The organism is Alkalicoccus luteus, assembly GCF_012034335.1.
Classification (GTDB): Bacteria; Bacillota; Bacilli; order Bacillales; family Salisediminibacteriaceae; genus Alkalicoccus; species Alkalicoccus luteus_A.
In genome coordinates, this window is record NZ_JAATHJ010000002.1 from 52,286 (window position 1) to 73,089 (window position 20,804).

Annotated in this window: 19 protein-coding genes; all 19 read right to left on the reverse strand. The window is 46.4% G+C overall.

The features are described from left to right. Positions 1-47 precede the first annotated feature (47 nt). Complete coding sequence (gene rimP, locus HCN83_RS01800) at positions 48-518, reverse strand: ribosome maturation factor RimP (protein ID WP_168004602.1); 471 nt, start codon at positions 516-518, stop codon at positions 48-50. 187 nt (positions 519-705) lie between these two features. Then, positions 706-5,001: a PolC-type DNA polymerase III gene (locus HCN83_RS01805; protein WP_168004775.1), complete on the reverse strand. Its 4,296-nt coding sequence runs from the start codon at positions 4,999-5,001 to the stop codon at positions 706-708. 92 nt (positions 5,002-5,093) lie between these two features. Beyond that, positions 5,094-6,797 carry a proline--tRNA ligase gene (locus tag HCN83_RS01810; protein WP_168004603.1) on the reverse strand — a complete coding sequence of 568 codons (1,704 nt, stop codon included), beginning with the start codon at positions 6,795-6,797 and terminating at the stop codon, positions 5,094-5,096. A 128-nt stretch (positions 6,798-6,925) separates the two neighbouring features. Beyond that, complete coding sequence (rseP, locus tag HCN83_RS01815) at positions 6,926-8,185, reverse strand: RIP metalloprotease RseP (protein ID WP_168004604.1); 1,260 nt, start codon at positions 8,183-8,185, stop codon at positions 6,926-6,928. 14 nt (positions 8,186-8,199) lie between these two features. Continuing rightward, entirely contained in the window at positions 8,200-9,351 is a 1,152-nt protein-coding gene (gene dxr / locus HCN83_RS01820) for a 1-deoxy-D-xylulose-5-phosphate reductoisomerase (RefSeq protein WP_168004605.1), read from the reverse strand. 97 nt (positions 9,352-9,448) lie between these two features. Then, entirely contained in the window at positions 9,449-10,243 is a 795-nt protein-coding gene (locus HCN83_RS01825; RefSeq protein WP_168004606.1) for a phosphatidate cytidylyltransferase, read from the reverse strand. A gap of 11 nt (positions 10,244-10,254) precedes the next feature. After that, the gene (locus tag HCN83_RS01830) at positions 10,255-10,995 is read right to left on the reverse strand and encodes an isoprenyl transferase (RefSeq protein ID WP_246238066.1); all 741 of its coding nucleotides are present in this window, start codon (positions 10,993-10,995) and stop codon (positions 10,255-10,257) included. A gap of 238 nt (positions 10,996-11,233) precedes the next feature. After that, positions 11,234-11,791, reverse strand: a complete 558-nt coding sequence (gene frr, locus HCN83_RS01835; RefSeq protein ID WP_168004608.1) for a ribosome recycling factor — start codon at positions 11,789-11,791, stop codon at positions 11,234-11,236. Between the two features lies 1 nt (position 11,792). Then, positions 11,793-12,518 carry a UMP kinase gene (gene pyrH / locus HCN83_RS01840; protein WP_168004609.1) on the reverse strand — a complete coding sequence of 242 codons (726 nt, stop codon included), beginning with the start codon at positions 12,516-12,518 and terminating at the stop codon, positions 11,793-11,795. A 73-nt stretch (positions 12,519-12,591) separates the two neighbouring features. Continuing rightward, the gene (gene tsf, locus HCN83_RS01845; protein WP_168004610.1) at positions 12,592-13,473 is read right to left on the reverse strand and encodes a translation elongation factor Ts; all 882 of its coding nucleotides are present in this window, start codon (positions 13,471-13,473) and stop codon (positions 12,592-12,594) included. Positions 13,474-13,555: 82 nt separating this feature from the next. Further along, positions 13,556-14,254: a 30S ribosomal protein S2 gene (rpsB, locus tag HCN83_RS01850; RefSeq protein ID WP_168004611.1), complete on the reverse strand. Its 699-nt coding sequence runs from the start codon at positions 14,252-14,254 to the stop codon at positions 13,556-13,558. 146 nt (positions 14,255-14,400) lie between these two features. After that, a complete protein-coding gene (locus HCN83_RS01855) occupies positions 14,401-14,832 on the reverse strand; it encodes a DUF6115 domain-containing protein (protein ID WP_168004612.1) in 432 nt (143 codons plus the stop codon). Between the two features lie 16 nt (positions 14,833-14,848). Beyond that, on the reverse strand, positions 14,849-16,183 hold the full coding sequence (locus HCN83_RS01860) for a DUF342 domain-containing protein (protein WP_168004613.1): 1,335 nt from the start codon (positions 16,181-16,183) through the stop codon (positions 14,849-14,851). Positions 16,184-16,209: 26 nt separating this feature from the next. Further along, positions 16,210-16,977 carry a FliA/WhiG family RNA polymerase sigma factor gene (locus tag HCN83_RS01865; protein ID WP_168004614.1) on the reverse strand — a complete coding sequence of 256 codons (768 nt, stop codon included), beginning with the start codon at positions 16,975-16,977 and terminating at the stop codon, positions 16,210-16,212. Continuing rightward, entirely contained in the window at positions 16,974-17,234 is a 261-nt protein-coding gene (locus HCN83_RS01870) for a hypothetical protein (RefSeq protein WP_168004615.1), read from the reverse strand. The genes HCN83_RS01865 and HCN83_RS01870 overlap by 4 nt, the downstream gene beginning before the upstream one ends. Beyond that, positions 17,231-17,713, reverse strand: a complete 483-nt coding sequence (locus tag HCN83_RS01875) for a chemotaxis protein CheD (RefSeq protein ID WP_168004616.1) — start codon at positions 17,711-17,713, stop codon at positions 17,231-17,233. The genes HCN83_RS01870 and HCN83_RS01875 overlap by 4 nt, the downstream gene beginning before the upstream one ends. Further along, positions 17,706-18,311, reverse strand: coding sequence for a chemotaxis protein CheC (locus tag HCN83_RS01880; protein ID WP_168004617.1), 606 nt, complete (start codon positions 18,309-18,311; stop codon positions 17,706-17,708). The genes HCN83_RS01875 and HCN83_RS01880 overlap by 8 nt, the downstream gene beginning before the upstream one ends. Beyond that, positions 18,301-18,783 carry a chemotaxis protein CheW gene (locus HCN83_RS01885; RefSeq protein WP_168004618.1) on the reverse strand — a complete coding sequence of 161 codons (483 nt, stop codon included), beginning with the start codon at positions 18,781-18,783 and terminating at the stop codon, positions 18,301-18,303. Before HCN83_RS01885 ends, HCN83_RS01880 begins: the two co-directional genes overlap by 11 nt. A 26-nt stretch (positions 18,784-18,809) precedes the next feature. Beyond that, positions 18,810-20,786, reverse strand: coding sequence for a chemotaxis protein CheA (locus HCN83_RS01890; protein WP_168004619.1), 1,977 nt, complete (start codon positions 20,784-20,786; stop codon positions 18,810-18,812). Between the last annotated feature and the right edge of the window lie 18 nt (positions 20,787-20,804).

Sequence of the window (20,804 nt, forward strand, 5' to 3'; positions counted from 1 at the left end):
CTTTAATCCCCCTTTCCAATTTTAAACAGCAGCTTTACCGCTGTCAGTTACAAAATAACAGCGAGCCGCGCTTTCGCTACTTGCGCATAAGGCACTTGTTTGACGACTTTCTTATGCTTTTCCTTTACAGCTATGTGAAGCGTTTCGGCTTCAAACTGTTTCAGTTCGCCTTCAAATACTTTTTCGCCCTCTACCGGAGCGTAGGTCGTAACGTGCACGTTTTTGCCAACGGCTTTTTCAATATCCTGCTTTTTCTTAAGCGGGCGTTCTGCTCCAGGTGAAGATACCTCCAGATAATACGCCTGTTCAATTGGATCATTATTATCCAGTGATTCACTGAGGCGCTCGCTGACTTTCGTACAGTCATCCAGATCGACTCCATTTTCTGAATCAATGAAAACGCGCAAAAACCAGTTCTTTCCTTCTTTTTGAAACTCAACATCCACCAGTTCAAGCTTCAGCTCTTCTAAAATAGGAGCTGCAAGCTGTTCAACTGACTGCTGAATACTACGGGACATAGGCAAACCTCCTCAATTATCTGATGTTTTGAACATATTATTCGGCTTGCAGCTGCTTTCGCTGCTGTTCATAATGGCCATTTACCGCAAAAGAAAGAGTGGGGATGCCCCACTCTTTCCTACGTTCGTATCCCGATGTCTGCTCTTAATATACCACAGCGCGCACGAGACTGCAAACGAGCGGTATCTAAAACAGTGACAGCTGATTCGAGTCCGGCAGCCCATCAAGACAGCCGTGTTCATCCAGCTTTTCAAGTACACTTTTTGTAATCCGGCTTCGCTCACGAAGGTTTTCTTTCGAGAGAAACTCGCCATCTTCCCTAGCTCTTTCTACAGCTATCGCAGCATTGGTTCCCACTCCGTTTATTGCGTTAAAAGGAGGAAGCAGTTTGTCCCCATCAACCTGAAACTCAGTCGCTTTGGAGCGGTACAAATCAACCTTCTGGAAACTAAATCCTCTTTCACACATTTCAAGCGAAAGCTCCAGAACTGTCACAAGGCTTTTTTCCTTTGGTGAAGCATCCAGGCCTTTTCCGTGGATTTCTTCAATTTTTTTACGGATCGATGCAGAACCATTGATCATTGTGTCCAGATCAAAATCGTCAGCTCGAACGGTAAAATAGGCTGCATAAAACATCATTGGTTCATGCACTTTAAAATAGGCGATTCGAACTGCCATTAATACGTAGGCAGCGGCGTGGGCTTTCGGGAACATATATTTGATTTTCAAACACGAGCCGATATACCAGTCAGGCACCCCGTGCTTTTTCATTTCCTCAATCCACTCTTCTTCAAGACCGCGTCCCTTTCGAACGAACTCCATAATTTTGAACGCAAGCGGATGATCAAGACCTTTGTACATTAAATAAACCATAATATCGTCACGACACCCGATGACGTCCTTTAACTGGCAAGTTCCTGCAGCGATCAAATCTGCAGCGTTATTCAGCCATACGTCAGCTCCGTGTGATAAACCTGAAATCTGAACGAGTTCACTAAATGTTGAGGGGTTCGTTTCCTCAAGCATCTGACGGACGAAACGGGTTCCAAATTCCGGTATCCCGTATGTTCCTGTCTTACATAAAATTTGTTCCGGCGTTACACCAAGAGATTCAGTGCCGCTGAAGAGCTTAAACACTTCAGGATCATCAACAGGAATCTTTTTTGGATCCATACCGCTTAAGTCCTGCAGCATTCGGATAACTGTTGGATCATCGTGACCGAGAATATCGAGCTTAAGCAGATTATCGTGAATAGAATGAAAATCGAAATGGGTGGTTTTCCATTCTGATTCCCTGTCGTCGGCAGGAAACTGAATAGGTGAAAAGTCATAAATATCCAGGTGATCCGGTACAACAATAATGCCGCCGGGATGCTGTCCAGTCGTCCGCTTTACTCCGGTGCAGCCTTGCACGAGACGGTCGATTTCTGCTCCTCGCAGCTGCAGCTCTTCGTCGCTTTCGTATCCCCTTACATAGCCATATGCGGTTTTCTCCGCTACTGTGCCGATTGTTCCTGCCCGGTAAACATAGTCTTCACCGAACAGATCTTTGGTGTAGTTATGGGCCACCGGCTGATAGTCTCCGGAAAAGTTCAAGTCGATATCAGGCACCTTATCGCCTTTAAATCCTAGGAATGTTTCAAATGGAATGTCATGACCGTCTTTATCGTAAGCTGTTCCGCATTTCTCACAAGGTTTATCAGGCAGATCGAATCCGGAACCAACGCTGCCGTCATTAAAAAAGTAGGAATGCTTACATGTTGGACACACATAATGCGGCGGAAGTGGGTTCACTTCCGTAATTTCTGTCATCGTCGCCACAAAACTTGAACCGACAGACCCACGCGAGCCTACGAGATAACCATCTTCGAGAGATTTTTTTACAAGCTTCTGCGAAATTAAATAAATGACCGAGAAGCCGTTTGAAATAATGCTCGTCAGCTCCTTTTCCAGACGGTCGACAACAAGCTGCGGAAGATCGTCTCCATAGATGGACTTGGCCCGGTCATAACAGAGCTGGCGCATTTCATCATCTGCGCCTTCGATATGCGGCGTGTAAAGGTCATCCGGAATTGGCTTAATAACATCAATACGCTCGGCTAAATCCTGCGTGTTCGTAATGACGATTTCTTTTGCTTTTTCATCTGAAAGAAACGAAAATTCGGATAGCATATCGTCCGTTGAGCGGAAATGTACTTCAGGCAGAGTCTGTCTGTTTAACGGGTTTGCTCCACCCTGAGAGGCAATCAGCACTTTACGATAAACCGCATCTTCTTTATCCAGATAATGTGCGTTGCCAGTAGCACAAACCGGGATTCCTGTCTCTTCTCCCAGTTTCACTACCTGTTTTAAAATATCTTTCAGCTCCAGCTCGTCCCTTACGATTTCACGCTCTACGAGATGATGATAGTTTCCGGGAGGCTGCACCTCAAGAAAGTCATAAAACTCTGCTGTATTTTTTGTTTCTTCGAGACCCTTTTGCATTAAGGAATCAAATACCTCTCCTTTATCACAGCCGGAACCGACCAGAATACCCTCTCTGTTCTTCTGAAGAATGGATCTCGGCACACGCGGAACACGGTAGAAATAATCAATGTGCGAAAACGAGACAAGTTTGTACAGGTTTTTCAGCCCTTCTTTCGTTTGCGCATAGATCGTGCAATGGTAAGGACGCTGCTTTTTGTAATCTTCAGGTGAGCCTTGCTCGTTCAGTTCGTCCATAGAGGTGATCCCTTTATCAAGCGAATCTTTCACCATTTTCCAGAGCAGATGAGCTGTTGCTTCAGCATCATAAATTGCACGGTGATGGGACACCAGCTCAATATTAAACTTTTTACAAAGCGTATTTAACCGGTAGTTCTTAAAGTGCGGATACAGCATACGACCTAATTCAAGAGTATCGATAACAGGATTAGTCACTTTTGGCAGGCCGGCCTTCTGATATCCTGCATTAAGGAAGCCGATATCAAAGCTTGCATTGTGTGCAACCAGCGTATCCGTGCCGCACCAATCTCTAAATGAGGTTAATACATCTTTTATCGGCGGCTGTCCTTCCAGCATATCATCTGTAATTCCAGTCAGTTCTATAATCGTCGCACTGAGTTTTTCACCAGGATCAGAAAAGGCTTCAAACTTATCGATAACCTCCCCGTCTTTCATTTTTACGGCAGCCAATTCGATTATCGTATTATAAACAGCTGAAAGACCTGTTGTTTCAACATCAAACACAATATACGTTTCTTCCTTTAAATCGCGAGGCTCCGGATGATATGCAATTGGAACTCCATCATCGACAAGGTTTATTTCCACCCCGTACAAAATTTTAATGTTGTGTTTACTTCCTGTTGCATAGGCTTCCGGAAAAGACTGGGCAACGGCGTGATCGGTTACAGCCACAGCAGGCATCCCCCATGCAGCCGCACGCTTTACATAGTCACCTGCCGAAGCGACTGCATCCATCTGACTCATTGTTGTATGAAGATGCAGCTCCACTCGTTTCTCGCCTTCGTCGGCCCTGTCCTGAGGCGGATCCCGCCGGATTTCATGAAAATCGCGCGCCATCATGGTTAAATCGCGAATGAACGTATCGTACTGAACCGGTCCGCGTGCACGCATCCACATGCCCTCTTTAACAGCTTCGAGCTTTGGAATATCCTCTTTATCATTTGAAAATACTTTAATAAGCATCGAATCAGTATAGTCTGTGATTTTAAACGTTAAGAGCACGCGCCCGCTCTTCAGCTCTTTCGTTTCAGCATGAAAAACGTAGCCTTCCACCGCAATTCGCCGCTCTTCTTCAATGATTTGTTCAAGTGGCGTAATCTCATCTTTGATTGCGGTTCCAACCGCTACCCGCTCCGTTTCCTGAATTTCTTTTGCTTTAGATTCCTGTTTCTTTTTCTCGAGCATTGCTTCAACTACTTTATGGTGGTCCTCTTCCTGCTTCTGCTCTTCAAACTTTTGTATTTCCTCTTTATCACCTTTAACACGAGAAGCAAAACCCCATTCCGGAAACCCGCATTCGCGAAGCAGCTTCTGCAGCGGTTCCTTCACTCGGCGGTTCATCAGCTCAGCCTCTGTATCATTAAGGACATCCACAAAAACCTTGCCATTCTCAATATCCGGCGTCTGAGATTCCAGCCGCTTCATGAGCCCGTTTGTTGCATGCTTAAGATGCTCCAGAAAAAATGGCCAATAGGAGGCGAAATGACGATCAGCCCCGTTTTGATCCTCTGTGTAAATATACATGTGCACATCTGCTATATGGGACAGTCCGTTAACAACTCGGCTTTTTAGCAGCTCGTAAGCCGGGAAAGGCATGACGTGCGGAACAGTTAAATGTAAATGCCATTGCCGGTTTTTCTGGTAAATTTCAAGTTTTCGGATTGAGGCTTGATCAGCATATGCCTTCATAAATTCATCCGGCATCTGAACCTGCTCCATCAGCAGTTTAAACCGCTCTTTCCGCTGTTCAAGATCCATGCTCAAAGCGGTCACCCCTTTCATAAAGTAAGATAGATAAGGGAGCTGTCCGCGGTCTGAGCGGACAGCCCCCTCCTATGATCCTAAACAGATTACAAATCCAGCAGATCACCTATACGCGAGGCAAGCTGATCAACATGCACTTCCTCTGCATCTCCATTAGCTCGCTGCTTCAGTTCGACGTATCCTTCCTCTGCACGTTTTCCAACTTGCACCCGGAGAGGTATTCCAATGAGATCAGCGTCTTTAAACTTCACTCCGGCACGTTCAGCCCGATCGTCATAAAGCGTATCGAGACCCGTTTGACTAAACTGCTCATAAAGCCGGTCTGCAAGCTCGCGCTGGTCTTCTTTTTTACTGTTTATCGCGATCAGATGTACGTCAAACGGAGCACATGCTTTGGGCCAGACGATTCCGTTCTCGTCGTGATTCTCTTCGATAAGCGCTGCGACTGTTCGTGACACACCGATACCGTAGGACCCCATAACAATCGGCTTTGCTTTGCCTTCATTATTCAGGTAGGTGGCCCCCAGTGCTTCACTGTATTTTGTTCCCAGCTTAAACACGTGCCCAACCTCAATGCCCTCTTTGAATTGAATCGTTCCATTACCGTCAGGAGAAGGATCGCCTTCTTTTATTACACGAAGATCCTCATATCTGTCAGGAGTAAAATCCCGACCCGGATTTGCATTTACAAAATGTACGTCTTCTTTGTTCGCTCCTGTACAGGCATTTACCATATACTTCACGGCATTATCAGCTATTATATGCACTTCGCCTTCAATTCCGACAGGACCAGCAGAACCCGGCACTGTTTTTCCAGTGCTGCGAATCAGTTCTTCAGAGGCAGCCTCTACCTTACCGGCATCGAGAACATGTTTCAACTTGATATCGTTGGATTCATGATCACCGCGGACGAGTACCATTACAAGCTCCTCATCGACTTCATAGAAAACGGCTTTAATACACCTTTCCGCGGGCAGATTAAGGTATTGGCCGACACCTTCAATCGTTTTCTGGCCGGGAGTATCAACTTCACGAAGTTCTTCCGCTTCTCCGTCTTGCTGCGAATATTCATCAGCGCATGGAGCAATCTCTATATTAGCGGCGAAAGTTGATTGATCAGAATAAGCTATCGTATCTTCTCCGATATTGGTCAGTACCATAAATTCGTGCGTATCTTTTCCGCCCATTGCTCCAGAATCAGCAATAACTGCTCTGAAATTCAGTCCCAGCCGCGTAAAAACGTTTGTATACGCTTCATACATACGCTGATAACTTTCGTCCAATCCGTCAAAATCACGATCAAACGAGTAAGCATCTTTCATAAGAAATTCTCTGCCCCGCAGAACACCAAATCGAGGTCTCCGCTCGTCACGAAACTTATTTTGAATTTGGTAAAGCGTCATCGGAAGCTCTTTGTAGGAACGTACGTCATCCCGCACGATTGAAGTAATGACTTCTTCGTGCGTCGGACCTAATGCAAATTCTCTTTGATGACGGTCTTTAAATCTCATCAGCTCCGGACCGTAATCTTCCCATCTTCCGGATTCTTTCCAGAGTTCGGAAGGCTGAATGGCAGGCATAATCATCTCCTGTGCACCTGCACGGTCCATTTCTTCCCTCACTATTTGTTCAACCTTTCGTAAAACACGCCATCCTAACGGCAGAAATGAATAGACACCGGCTGAACTTTGACGGATCATGCCGGCTCTTAGCATCAGCTGATGACTGACAGCGTCAGCTCCGCTTGGGTTATCGCGAAGCGTTGGAACTAAAAATGTAGATTGTCTCATCTGGGACACCTCGATCAACTATGTATTTTCCGGATCAGCTTCAGCAGCCGATCCGGATTAAATCTGTGTTTTCTGACAGAAGCAGCCTGTATGCCAGCTCCGGCTGCTTCTGCAAACTTTACCCTGTACTAAGAAAAAATGCGGTTGATGTCATTCCACGTTACTGCTATTACGAGAAGCATGAGCAAAGCGAAACCGACAAGGTGGACAAACCCTTCTTTCTGCGGATCGATCGGTTTGCCTCTCACTGCTTCCAATCCGATAAACATCAGCCTGCCACCGTCGAGTGCCGGCAAAGGAAGCAGGTTGATAATCCCAAGATTCACGCTTAGAATAGCAGCCCACTGGATCAGAACAAGTACACCCATTGCTGCTACCTCTCCAGTATAGTTATAAATACCGACAGGGCCGGCGAGCGCATCAAGGCTGAACTGTCCTGTAATTAAGAGACCTAGCGCTTCAATGATTAATTTCGTGTATTCATATGTCTGCGTAAATCCGAATGCCAGAGCGCCGGTAAACGTTCTTTCTGTAGGGGCAAGAACACCGATCACGCCAATATCATCAGCTTCAGGAATTTCACGAATCTCAGTAGTCATCGTCACATCAAACGTATCGCCGTTCCGGGCAACAGTGAAATCCATCGTTTCATTCGGCGCTTCCTGAATAATGCCGGTCATATCTTCCCACGTACTGACCTCAGTGCCGTCGATTGTCTGAATAACGTCACCTTCTTCAAGTCCAGCTTCTTCGGCAGGTCCTTCTTCTGAAAGTCCGCCTACAATCGGTTCATTAATCGGAAGACCCGCAATAGCTGCATATAAAATCAATAAAAAAACAGCGAGAACGAAGTTCATCAGCGGCCCGGCAAAAATAGCGGCAGCACGCTGCGAAACAGTTTTTGACGAAAACTGCCGATCATACGGAGCGATCTGAGTCGCTTTCTCATCATATACATATTCGGCCTTCCGGTCGAGACGATATGACACCGGTTCTTCTTCTTCCTCTACGTAGCCTCTTACAAACAACTCGTGCTCCATATCAATTTGTTCAACCTGCATAACTCGGCAGTCGGGATGTTTAGACTTATTATTAATGATAAGTCTGCTGACCAGACCTTCCTCATTAAAAATCAACCCAACTTCATAACCTGGTTTTATTTGAACAAGTTCCGGATCTTCTCCGGCCATTCTTACAAACCCTCCGAGTGGCAGAAGTCTGATCGTGTACGTCGTTTCGTTTCGGTCAAAACTGAACAATTTCGGTCCAAACCCGATTGCAAATTCCCTGCAGAGGATACCAGCCCGCTTTGCAACAACGAGATGTCCCCATTCGTGAATAAAAACGAGCAGACCGAAAATGACGATTACCGCTAATAAGGTGTTCATTGCTTACACTTCCTTTATCCGGAGGCCTGCGCAGCAGTACGTATGCGCGTCTCCCTGTCAATATCAATAATTTGTTCCAAATCAGGCTCAGCAATTCGTTCATGCTGCTCAAGCGCCCGATCGACCAGCTCGTCAATTTCCAGAAACGTAATGTTTCCTTTTAAAAACATGTCTACAGCCGACTCATTTGCTGCATTCAGCACAGTCGGCATCGACCCGCCGGCTTTACCAGCTTCCAGAGCAAGTTCAAAAGCTTTATATCTTTTAAGATCCAGCTCTTTAAAATGAAGCGTTCCGGCTTCCCAAAGCTTCAAAGGCCGACTTCCTTTAATTGGCATTCGATCAGGGCAGGTTAGCGCATACTGAATCGGAACCCGCATATCTGGTGTACCAAGGTGGGCCATGACGCTGCCGTCCACATATTCTACCATCGAATGCACGATGCTTTCTGAATGAAGCAATACATCGATTTTCTCGTAAGGCATATCAAACAGCCAGTGAGCTTCAATCACTTCGAGTCCTTTGTTCATCATCGTAGCAGAATCGATCGTTATCTTTGCCCCCATGCTCCAGTTAGGATGATTTAATGCTTCATCTACGGTGACTCCCTGAAGTTGCTCCCTGGATTTGTCACGAAAGCTTCCTCCGCTGGCCGTTAAAATAAGGCTGTTAACATCCTGTTTTTTGCCGTGCAGGCACTGATATATGGCTGAGTGTTCACTATCTACCGGAAGAATGTCGACTCCTGTTTCCAGCTGAAGCTGTTTCACAAGGTGACCCGCCGTAACTAGTGTTTCTTTATTAGCTATCGCGATAGTCTTACCTGAGCGCATTGCAGTGAGCGTCGGTTCCAGCCCGACTCTTCCCATGACGGCATTAACAAGTACGTCGCCGCGATTTCCTGCTCTGGCGCAAGCCTGGAGCCCCTCATCTCCTGGAATGATATCCGGACTGTAAGTTAAAAGATGTTTCAGTTCTCTGGCAGCTTCAAGAGATCCGGCGCCAATAACTGGCGGACAAAACTCATTCGCAGCTTCTGCAGCAGAAGCTACATTTTTTCCGAAGGACAGACTTCCCAGCCGGAAATAATCCGGATTGCTGCGAATGATATCCAGAGTCTGTACTCCAATGGAGCCTGTAGCTCCTAGCAGATGTACGTGCTTCATATTATGACTGCCTCCAAATCCTTTGTGTGCCTTCTATGAGCCTTAAACCGGTACCGATATCTTACCAGCCCCGGGTTTTTCCGTCTATTCATCTCCATCAGCCAAGCAAATTGAATAAGTATAGCACTGGCATGACGAATATCAGGCTGTCAAACCGGTCGAGAATTCCTCCGTGTCCCGGCAGTACTTGTCCTGAATCCTTGACTGCATAATGGCGCTTAAATGCGGATTCTACTAAATCACCTAGCTGTCCCGCCGTAGACACTACGAGAATGCCTGCTACTGCTGTCCAGACATTCGGATAGACGGGGATAAAATAATAATAAATCATACCGGCTGTAAGAGCCAGCGCGATTCCTCCAAGCGAGCCTTCAATGGTTTTTTTGGGGCTGATTTCCGGCCAAAGTTTTGTTCTGCCAAAAGCCCTTCCAGCAAAGTAAGCTCCGGAATCTGTTGCCCACACAAGAATAAGAATAAAGAAGATCAGTTCCATCCCATTATCCAGAAATCTTGCATACATGAAATAATAAAAGCCAAATCCGACGTAAACAGATGCAAGTACGGTGAACCCAGCTTCATCGAATGTAAATTTATTTTTAGAAAGCACCGTTAACGCGAGCAGACAGATTACAAGCAATAAAAACAGCTCGAGTCTGTCGACTTCCCAAGGCAGCTGCACGAGAAGCACATCCGGTACGACGAGCAGCAGCAGTAAAATAAATCCGACTGCCCCTTTAAATGAAAAGGGCTGAATCTGCTTCATTTTAAGCAGCTCTCTCATGCCAATTAGCGCAAGGGCGGTGACTAGTATGATAAACGCGGCTCCCCCAATGTAAATCAACCCAAGAAAGCCAGCGCCGGCTATGACTCCTGTTATGATGCGCTGCTTCATAGTAACCTCCTCTAGACCCCGCCGTAACGGCGCTGTCTGTTCTGATAAGACTGTACGGCTTCCAGTAGATGCTGCTCTTTAAAATCAGGCCAGAGAACATCCGTAAACCAGAATTCCGAGTAAGCCAGCTGCCACAGCATAAAGTTGCTTAAACGGATCTCGCCGCTCGTCCGTATGAGCAGATCGGGTTCTGACAATCCATTTGTCATCAGGTAATCTGATACGACGGCTTCACTGATGTCCTCTTTACGTAAATGTCCTTTGTCGACATCTTCGTAAATATGCTCAAAAGCTTCCATTATTTCATTACGCGCACCGTAGTTCAACGCAAAGTTCAAAATCAGCCCGGTATTATCAGCTGTTTTCGTGACTGCTTCCTCAACAGCTCTCCGAGTATATTCAGGAAGTCTTTCCTTTGAGCCCGTAATACGCACGATGACGTTCTCTTCCATAAGTACAGGCAGCTCCATACTTAAAAAGCGCTCCGGAAGTCTCATTAAAAAATCCACTTCTGTTTTCGGGCGCTTCCAATTTTCTGTTGAAAATGCATAAAGCGTTAACGTTTCAACTCCAATTTTGTTCGCAGAACGGACAATGTTCCGTATCACATTCATTCCTTCGCGATGCCCTGCAATTCTCGGCAGCCCTCTCTGTTTTGCCCAACGTCCGTTTCCGTCCATAATAATAGCTATATGGGCTGGGACAGGGGCTTCCTGATCAGCGAGCGTATGCTCTACAGGTTCGCTTTTCATCTTACGTGCTAATTTATTTAACATGGCCTCTGCCTCCAACTGGTTCTAGATGTCTAAAAAAGCTCCTCTACTATTCTATCATGTTTGTAAGCCCGTTATAATAAGGAAACCGATTTTTTCCTGTTCCTGCTTCCGGAAGAAGATTATGATGAAACGTACCACTTTCGACTATGCTTACGAACTGGCAGCCGCTTCAAATGAAAAAGCTGCCAGCCTGATCGGCGGACAGCTTGGAGAATTAAACTTCCCGAACTTCATTTTCTTTGTTTTTAGCATACTCATCTATTGTTTTAATCGTGCTGTCTGTAAGCTTTTGAACCTCATCCTGCTCACGCTTCAGCTCATCTTCTGTGAGAGTACCGTCTTTTTGTTCTTTCTTAAGCTCATCGTTTCCATCACGGCGGATATTTCGGACTGCAACTTTTGCTTCTTCCGCATAGCGGCCGATGATTTTTATCAATTCTTTACGCCGCTCATCGGTTAATGCCGGAATGTTGATGCGGATGACGTTCCCATCATTGTTTGGAGAGAGGCCCAGATCTGCCTTTTGAATGCCTTTTTCAATATTTTGGATAGACGTTTTATCAAAAGGAGTAATCAGCAGCAGACGTCCTTCCGGGACCGATACTGTTGCCAGCTGGTTTAACGGCGTCAATGCGCCGTAGTATTCCACCTGAACTTTATCAAGCAAAGACGGGTTTGCTCTTCCCGCACGAATGGTGGAAAGCTCACGGCTGAATGCTTCCACTGATTTATCCATACGCTCTTTTGAATCTTTAATAACCTGCTGTGACATATCAGACATTCCCCCTAATAATTGTTCCAATTTCTTCGCCTGTTACGGCTCGACGGATATTTCCTTTCTCGGCTATGGAGAAGACAATAAGCGGAATATCGTTATCCATGCAGAGCGATGAAGCGGTGGAGTCCATAACTCCAAGTCCATCCTTTAATATATCCAAATAAGTAAGCTGTTCGTATTTTGTAGCATTTTCATCTGTGGAAGGATCTGAATTGTAGACACCGTCTACATTATTTTTAGCCATGAGTATAACATCGGCTTCAATTTCCGCCGCACGCAGTGCTGCTGTCGTATCTGTTGAGAAATAGGGATTTCCTGTTCCAGCAGCAAAGATAACAACTCGTTTTTTCTCAAGATGACGAATCGCACGGCGGCGAATGTATGGTTCTGCGACCTGCCTCATTTCGATAGATGACTGAACACGCGTTTGAACACCGATATTTTCAAGGCTGTCCTGAAGAGCAAGCGAATTCATAACCGTCGCCAGCATTCCCATATAGTCAGCTGTAGCCCGGTCCATTCCCTTAGCGCTTCCGGCCATTCCTCTCCAAATGTTTCCGCCTCCGACAATGATGGCAATTTCCACATTTAGTTCATGAATTTCCCGGATTTGATCCGCGATCGACTGGATCATGTCCGGGTCTATCCCGAATCCCTGCTCTCCTGCCAGTGCTTCTCCGCTCAATTTAAGTACAATTCGCTTATAGCTTGACTGCTCCATAAGTCCCTCCAAAGATGTAGATTCTCCACGTTCAGGAAAAAGGGACACCAGGGTGTCCCTTTTTAACATGTGCTTACTTTTTCACCTGGGACATAACTTCTTCTGCAAAGTTGTCCTCACGCTTTTCCATGCCTTCTCCAACTTCATAGCGGAAGAATGTCTTCACAGATCCACCTTTGGATTCTACGAACTTGCCAACTTTCTGATCGCTGTCTTTAACAAATGCCTGCTCGTTCAAGCAGATTTCTTCGAAGAACTTGCCGAGACGGCCTTCTACCATTTTCTCAACAATGTTTTCGGGCTTGCCTTCGTTAAGAGCCTGCTGCTTCAGTACGTCACGCTCGCTCTCTACTTCCTCTTCAGAGACAGCGTCACGGCTGACATACTTCGGATTGATTGCAGCAATGTGCATGGCGACATCCTTAGCTGTCTCATCGTCTGCACCTTCTACAATCGTCAGAACTCCAATGCGTCCACCCATATGAATGTATGCACCTGCGTGCTCGTTTTCTCCGAGTTCCACAATTTCAAAGCGGCGCAGAGAAATTTTCTCCCCGATTGTCGCAATCTGGTTATTAATGAAGTCCTGAAGCGTATCCTGCTCACCTGCAAAGTCCTGAGCGAGCGCTTCTTCCACGTTAGCAGGGCTGTTCGTCAAAATGTGCTTCGCTACTGTATCTACCATGTTAATAAAGCCATCGTTTTTGGAAACAAAGTCTGTTTCGGAATTGATTTCTACAATAACTGCACGGTTACCTTCTTTTACGATATGAGCAAGACCTTCCGCTGCAACACGATCAGCCTTTTTGGCAGCTTTTGCAATTCCCTTTTCACGGAGAAAATTTACTGCTTTTTCCATGTCACCATCAGTTTCAGAAAGAGCTTTCTTGCAGTCCATCATGCCTGCACCTGTTTTCTCACGAAGTTCTTTAACCATTTTAGCTGAAATTGCCATTATTAATTCCTCCTTCTATAAATGAAACCTTTCTTACAAAAAGGGTGATAAAGGGTCAGCCCCTCTATCACCCTTTTCCTGCTTACGCTGTAGTTTCTTCTCCCTGATTTGCCTCGATGATTGCATCTGCCATTTTCGCAGTAAGAAGACGGACCGCACGGATCGCGTCGTCGTTACCCGGAATGACGTAATCAATCTCATCAGGATCACAGTTCGTATCAACGATACCGACGATAGGGATCTCAAGTTTATGCGCTTCTGCAACAGCGATACGCTCTTTACGAGGATCGATGATGAACAGTGCGTCCGGAAGCTTGTTCATCTCTTTAATTCCGCCGAGGAATTTTTCGAGACGGTCCATTTCCTTGTTGAGAATAACAACCTCTTTTTTCGGAAGGACATCAAACGTGCCGTCTTCCTGCATCTGCTCCAGCTGCTTCAGACGGGAAATCCGCTTGCGGATCGTCTCAAAGTTAGTGAGCGTTCCGCCGAGCCAGCGCTGATTAATATAGTACATTCCTGCACGCTCTGCTTCTTCTTTAACAGAGTCCTGCGCCTGCTTCTTCGTACCGACAAACAATACGGTTCCGCCCTGCGCTGCAACATCACGTACAAAATTAAATGCTTCTTCCACTTTCTTCACTGTCTTTTGAAGATCAATGATGTAAATACCGTTTCGTTCTGTGAAAATGTAGCGATCCATTTTAGGATTCCAGCGGCGTGTCTGGTGTCCGAAATGTACTCCGGCCTCCAGCAGCTGCTTCATGGAGATCACTGCCATATTCACTCACCTCCTGTAATTGTTTTTTAAACCTCCGGCCTGTTCATCTGCACAGGGGACTGTTGCCAGCAACACCCTTTACATCCGGACCGTGTGTAATTAACACCAAAGAGAAATATATCATATATTGTCTCTGATGACAATCATCAATTTTCCAGCTGATGGTGAAAGCGGATGAGCAGCTCTACTTCACCGGTTCCCATTTGCAGCTCTTCTGCGATCTGCGCTGGTTTTTTACCAGTCGCATAAAGCTGCATCACTTTTGCACGGTCCGATACTTCCATATTCGTATCCTGCTCCTCCGGGAATGGTGGAGCATAGACCGGAGGGACTTGATTTGTATTTCGTTCCGTCTGTTTAAAGGTTTTTTCAGGTTTAGAAGTTCCCTGAATTTCCTTCAACAGCTGATCGTTGCTGTCTTTCATTTCTTCCGTATAAGCCGCGAGTATGTCTTCCATCTGTCGCATTTTCGTATCCATATCCTGTGAAGGCGATGCTTCCTGCCGTCTGTACAATATAACGATTGCAAAAAACGATGCGAGGTGCAGCAGCAGACTCGTCAGCAGTAAAAATGTCACATCTATCTCCTCCTTGTTATCTCTGAACCGGGTGCTGAATATAGTCACTGCTTAATTCACCGTCTTGAAGCCTCACGCATATGCCTCCCGATTCTGCCTGGACCGTACGGCTGTATTTACCTGCGTGAAACGTGACGTTGGGATATACTGTTTTAAGTACGGCAATACTTCCGCCCTCATCATCGTTTTCTAATGCTCCAAGCCGATCCTCCGCCAGTCTGATCAACTGTGCGGACTCGCGCATGGCAGCTTCTATTTTCTCTGACGGTGCTGCACTGGTCTGCCGGATGAGAACAAGTTGTTTTAATTTCTTTTTGTTTTCTGCGAGCTGTTGTTCATAGCGTGCCCGCTGAGCAGTGACTCTTGCGCTGATCCCGCAGTATACGTCCGTTTTCGTGTACATCCTGTTTCCAAGCACATTCATGGTAGCTGAGGCTCCCGCCGAAACCGTACCTCCAGAGACTAGTCCTGCACCTTGCGTACACTCAAAACAGGTGCCTGCTTCCACTCTGCTGTGAAGCACTTCTTTTTTTATGTAAACAGACCCTAATGCAGTCACATCTGCTTCATTAAGGAAAGATGCTTCAATATCTTTATCCGCGAAAACCGTGCCATTTCCTGAGCCGTTTACGCCATATTTGATGTAAACGGACCCTCCGCTTTTTATAAATGCAGCCTCTACAGCACCGTGAATATAGACGTCTCCCTTCGCTTCGATGCGAAATCCTGAAGGTACGCTGCCTTGAATCACAACATTGCCATTAAACATAATGTTTCCTGTGCGCATGTCCAGGTCTCCATGGACCTCATATACGGGGTTAATGTGTACGAGCCGGCGGTCGACCGAGATCTGTCCATCAGCAGCTGCGACTACTCTGATGCCGTCTTCAGATAATACCGTATTTTTACCAGCTCTCAGTTTGAAATCTTTTCCGGGCCGCGGCTCTACCGTATTTCCGGTAACAGTAGTGCCCGCTGAACCCGGAGCAGGCGGTACTTTTTCACCTACTTCATCCCCTTTTTCAGCCATCCATATGTCTGTAACATGCCGCAGGTTAACCTTTCCAAGCTTCTCCTGCTCCTTCACCTTCCGATCCGGCAGCTTCATATAAGCATCTGAACCATTAACCGGCTTTTTTCCAACAGCCACTTCCACTTCGCTTTCGCATCCTGTTGAATGGATTCGCTTAAGTGCATCAGCGGAAATTCCGAATACTACGCCGTTCTCGTGAAGTATTTTTTCCAGTTGATCTACCGGAACTCCGGCAGGGATTCCTTGAGCTCCTGGCCGGATAAATGCCTGCATATCTCCGAAAGCAATGATAATTTTGGTCCCCTCCAGCTGTTCCATCCTTTATTTCCCCCTTGAACACCCCATTATTCATCCTCCGCCAGAAACTGCTGAAGTTTTTTCATGCATTTTGAATGAATTTGCGAAATGCGTGAAGTTGACAAATCCATTATCTTTCCAATTTCTGTCAATGTCAGCTCTTCTGCATAAAATAGCGAAATGACCATCTGTTCTTTCTCATTCAGCCTTCCGACAGCATGAACGAGTTCCTGAATCAGTCCTTTATGAGCTAATGCTTCATCCGGCGTTTTTGCAGCTTTATCAGCGAGCGTCTGGACAAACGAATCATCACTGTCCTCGTCTCCGGCTTTTTCATCAATTGATAAGAAATGAGAAATAAAACTATCATTTAATGTTTTCGTAATGTCTGACGTTTCATAGCCGGTTTCCCGGCTGATTTCATCTGCCGTTGCGACGCGGCCCAGCTGCTGTTCCAGCCTGTCCGCAGCCTGCTCAATTTTTTTCGCTTTTTCACGGACAGATCGTGGAAGCCAATCCTCCTGACGAAGGCCGTCGATGATCGCCCCCCGGATTCGAAAAGACGCATACGTATCAAATTTCAACTCCCGCGACGTATCAAACTTTTCCAGAGCATCGTATAAACCAATTAATCCGTGACTTTTAAGCTCCTCTTCCCGAACAGAACGCGGAAGATGAATTCTTACACGCTGAACGTGATAATCCACAAGCGGCATATATGCCTCAATGAGAGAGCTTCCGGCTGAGTCTGATCGATTCTCTTCCCATTCCTCCCAATACTGGTGCAGCGGCTCGGCAATTTGACGGCTGTTCATTCAGCATCCTCCTCCTGAAAGCTTTCATCTTTAGCGGCTTCATCGATATTACTAGCTTCCGCTTCCTCGTCGGGCTGACGTTTCAGCGGCATTTTAACGGCGTTCATGATATAGAACAATACAATTCCCGAAAGTCCTCCGCAAACTGCCCCTGCTAAACCGCGTATTACAGACACGGCTGAGCTGTTTACAGGAATAGATACGAAAAAGGTCAGCAGGGCGGCAGCGGCCGCTCCGGTCATTGCATATCGAATCATGCCGTCACCACTCCTTTATGCACCGTACGAATTTCAAGACGCTGATCTTCAGGATTAAATTCTATCGTTCGGCCGCTTGTTCCTCCCGTATCCTCAAAAACAATCCGGATCGAAGCGTCTGACAAGAGCTGTTTTACTGCTTCTGTATTTCTAGGACCGATTCGAAATGTATCAGAATTAGAAAAAGAAAACATTTGTGCCCCGCCTGCAATTTTGGCTCGCAGCCTGTGTTTAGGTATTCTCTGTCCGAGAAAGTAATTGATCATATCTTCAATGGCAGTATCAGCGAACTTGGCACGTTTAACCGGAGCTGACGTGTTTTGTGAATCCGGAAGCATAATGTGAGCCATTACTGCTGAACTGGTTTTCTCATCATATATAATGATACCAACACATGATCCAAGCCCGGTAGTGCGAAGCCGTTTACCTGCATGAGCACTTTTCATATCAGCCATACCGACCCGGATAATCTCACTCATTCGCTTCACCTGCGAATGGGAACAGCTGCTGCAGGGAGCCCGGCTCCGGCACTATCAGCAGGCTGCCCTGCATCCCTGAAGAAAGGCTGTCCCCTGTCAGACAGGCGTCTATCATCAGCGCAGCATCTGCTTCCGGTGCCACAGCACTGAGCGCCTCTGCAATCAGGGCACTTTTCATATCCGCTGCCTGCTGAGGGGGAGACAGGCTGAGTGCTTTACCCGTCAAATCACTCACAGCGCTTACGTAAGCACCGCAGACGATGTTACCCGCTTCCGCAAATGCGGATTGCATGAGAGAAACTGAAGCCGGGTGAGTGCCGCCTGTCATTTGCAGCGCCAGACGATCTGCATGAGCTGCTGGAAGCATAAAAATCATCCATCCGGTTAAAGCCCCGGAAAGCTTGAACACGACTGCAGAAGCAGCTTCCTCTTCTTCATCCAGTAAAATGTCTTCAAACGGAATCAGGGAAGCTGATGGCACGCTCATATCCATTCTGCGCCCAGTAAGCTTAGAGAGAGCAGTGGCCGCATGCCCGGCTCCGATATTGCCTGCCTCCTTCAGAAAATCAAGTTCAACTGGACCGATTTCATAGCTCACGGTGTTCCTCCAGGTTTTCGACGGCAATTAGTTCATCAGCATCAAGCACCTTCTCGAGATGAAGCAGAATCAGAAGCCGGTTCTCAAGCTTTACTACTCCGCGTATACACGAGTCATCCGCCTCCGCTGCGGAGTCAGGAGCTGCTTCTATATTGCTCTGCTGAATATCGATGACATCGTTGGCTGAATCAACAATGAGACCTACTTCCATCTCGCCAACCTGAACAATAATAATACGTGTCGTATCAGTTGTTTCTCTCTTGTTCATACGGAATCGTCTTCTTAGATCAATAATCGGAGTGACGACACCGCGCAGATTCATCACACCTTCAACGAAATCAGGAGTACCGGGTACCCGGGTAATATGCTGCATTCGTTCTATAGATCTTACTTTGTCTACTTCAGCTCCGTACTCTTCATCCTGCAGCTGAAATACTATTAATTTCACATCTCCAACGGCTGTCGTTTCCATAATGATTCCTCCTTATAAGCTTTCATTCATTGAATCAGGGCATTGCAGTCGATAATGAGCGCTACCTGGCCATCGCCCAATATCGTGGCACCGGAAACAGCTTTCGTATTTTTTAAATAATCACCGAGTGATTTCAATACAATTTCCTGCTGACCGATGAAACGGTGTACAACAAGAGCAGCCATCTTCTCACCTTTACGAACAATTACTACAGATAATTCATCCGTTTCTTCTTCTGCGACCGGCACCTGAAAGAACTCTGTCAGATCAAGCAACGGAACTACATGACCACGGAAATCGATCACTTTCTGCTGTTGAACGCTCCAGATATCACTTCTCTTAATAATCGCAGTCTCAATGATAGAAGATAGTGGCACAGCGTACTTCTCCTGCTGCACTTCTACAAGCATCACAGAAATGATCGATAAGGTTAGCGGCAGCTGTACGGAAAATACAGTTCCTTCCCCAGGGGAAGAATCTATTGTGACCGTGCCGCCGAGCGTTTCGATTTTATTCTTTACAACGTCAAGTCCAACCCCGCGCCCGGAAATATCCGACAGCTGCTCCGCCGTGCTCAGACCGCTGGAAAACAAGAGCTCATAAATCTGCCTGTCGGTGAGCTGACTTGCTGCTTCTTCTGAAACTACACCGCCTGAAATTGCTTTTTGCAGTACTTTCTCTTTGTTTATACCTGCTCCGTCATCCGACACCTCGATAAATACGTGGTTGCCGCTGTGATAGGCATGAAGCCGAACAGTTCCTGCTGCAGGCTTTCCGGAAGATTCACGGTCAGCCGGACTTTCGATACCGTGATCAATCGAATTTCGCAGCAAATGAACAAGCGGATCCCCGATTTCATCAATAACTGTGCGGTCAAGCTCCGTTTCTGCACCTGATATGACAAGTTCCACTTGTTTACCTAACTCCTTCGACAAGCCGCGAATCATTCGCGGGAAGCGGTTGAAAACTTGATCCACCGGAACCATTCGCATGTTTAAAATGATGCTTTGAAGATCTCCGGATATCCTTGTCATATGCTCTACCGTTTCTGTCAGATCACTACTTCCAAGTTCTTTGGAAATCTGTTCCAGCCGGCCGCGGTCGATAACAAGTTCCTCGAATAAGTTCATTAGACTGTCCAACCGGTCAATATTTACGCGAATCGTTTTTCCGGCAGGCGCATGTTTTGCCGGTTCAGCTGCTCGTTCTGCAATTGCTGAATCTGTAGAAGATGACTCTTTTTCCGTGATGTTTCTTTCCTGACTGACCGGCTTATGCATATCAGCTTCAGCACAGATGACAGAAGCTACTTCTGATACTTTGAGAACAGCTGCCTGTATCTCTTCAGCGGCATGGGATGAGAGCACTATTGCCTGAAAATCAAAGTCAAATGCTTCTTCTTCGAGCTGTTCAGCAGACGGAACAGATTTGATCACTTCACCATACTTCTCTAACGCCTCAAAAACCATGAAGACTCTTGCGGCTTTCAACACGACGTTTTCAGACAGGCTTACAAATACCTGGTATGGAATATATCCCTGCTCCCTGCCCTGCTCGACGACAGCGGTTTCATATTCATCAAAGGTCAGCGTTTCATATTCCGACTGTGCCGCGGCGGCGGGCTGGTCCTGCTCCAGTCTGCCTAAACGGTCTACGATCACGCTTACGTCTCTGCGACCTTCCCCGCCTGAAGCAACATCGGTGACCATTTGTTCAAGGTCATCAACTGAATCAAATACAATATCAAGGACTTCGGACCCGGCGTCAATCCTTTCATTTCGAATGCCATCTAGTACGTTTTCCATATGGTGTGTTAAGTTAGTAAGATCTTCGAAGCCCATCGTTGCCGCCATTCCTTTTAACGTATGAGCAGAACGAAAGACCTCGTCGATGATCGTTAAATCTTGAGGCGTTTTTTCAAGTCTCAGCAGGTTGTCGTTTATGGCCTGCAAGTGTTCTGTGCTTTCATCAATGAACATATCCAAATATTGATTTTTATCCATCTTTCAGCCCTCCTTATG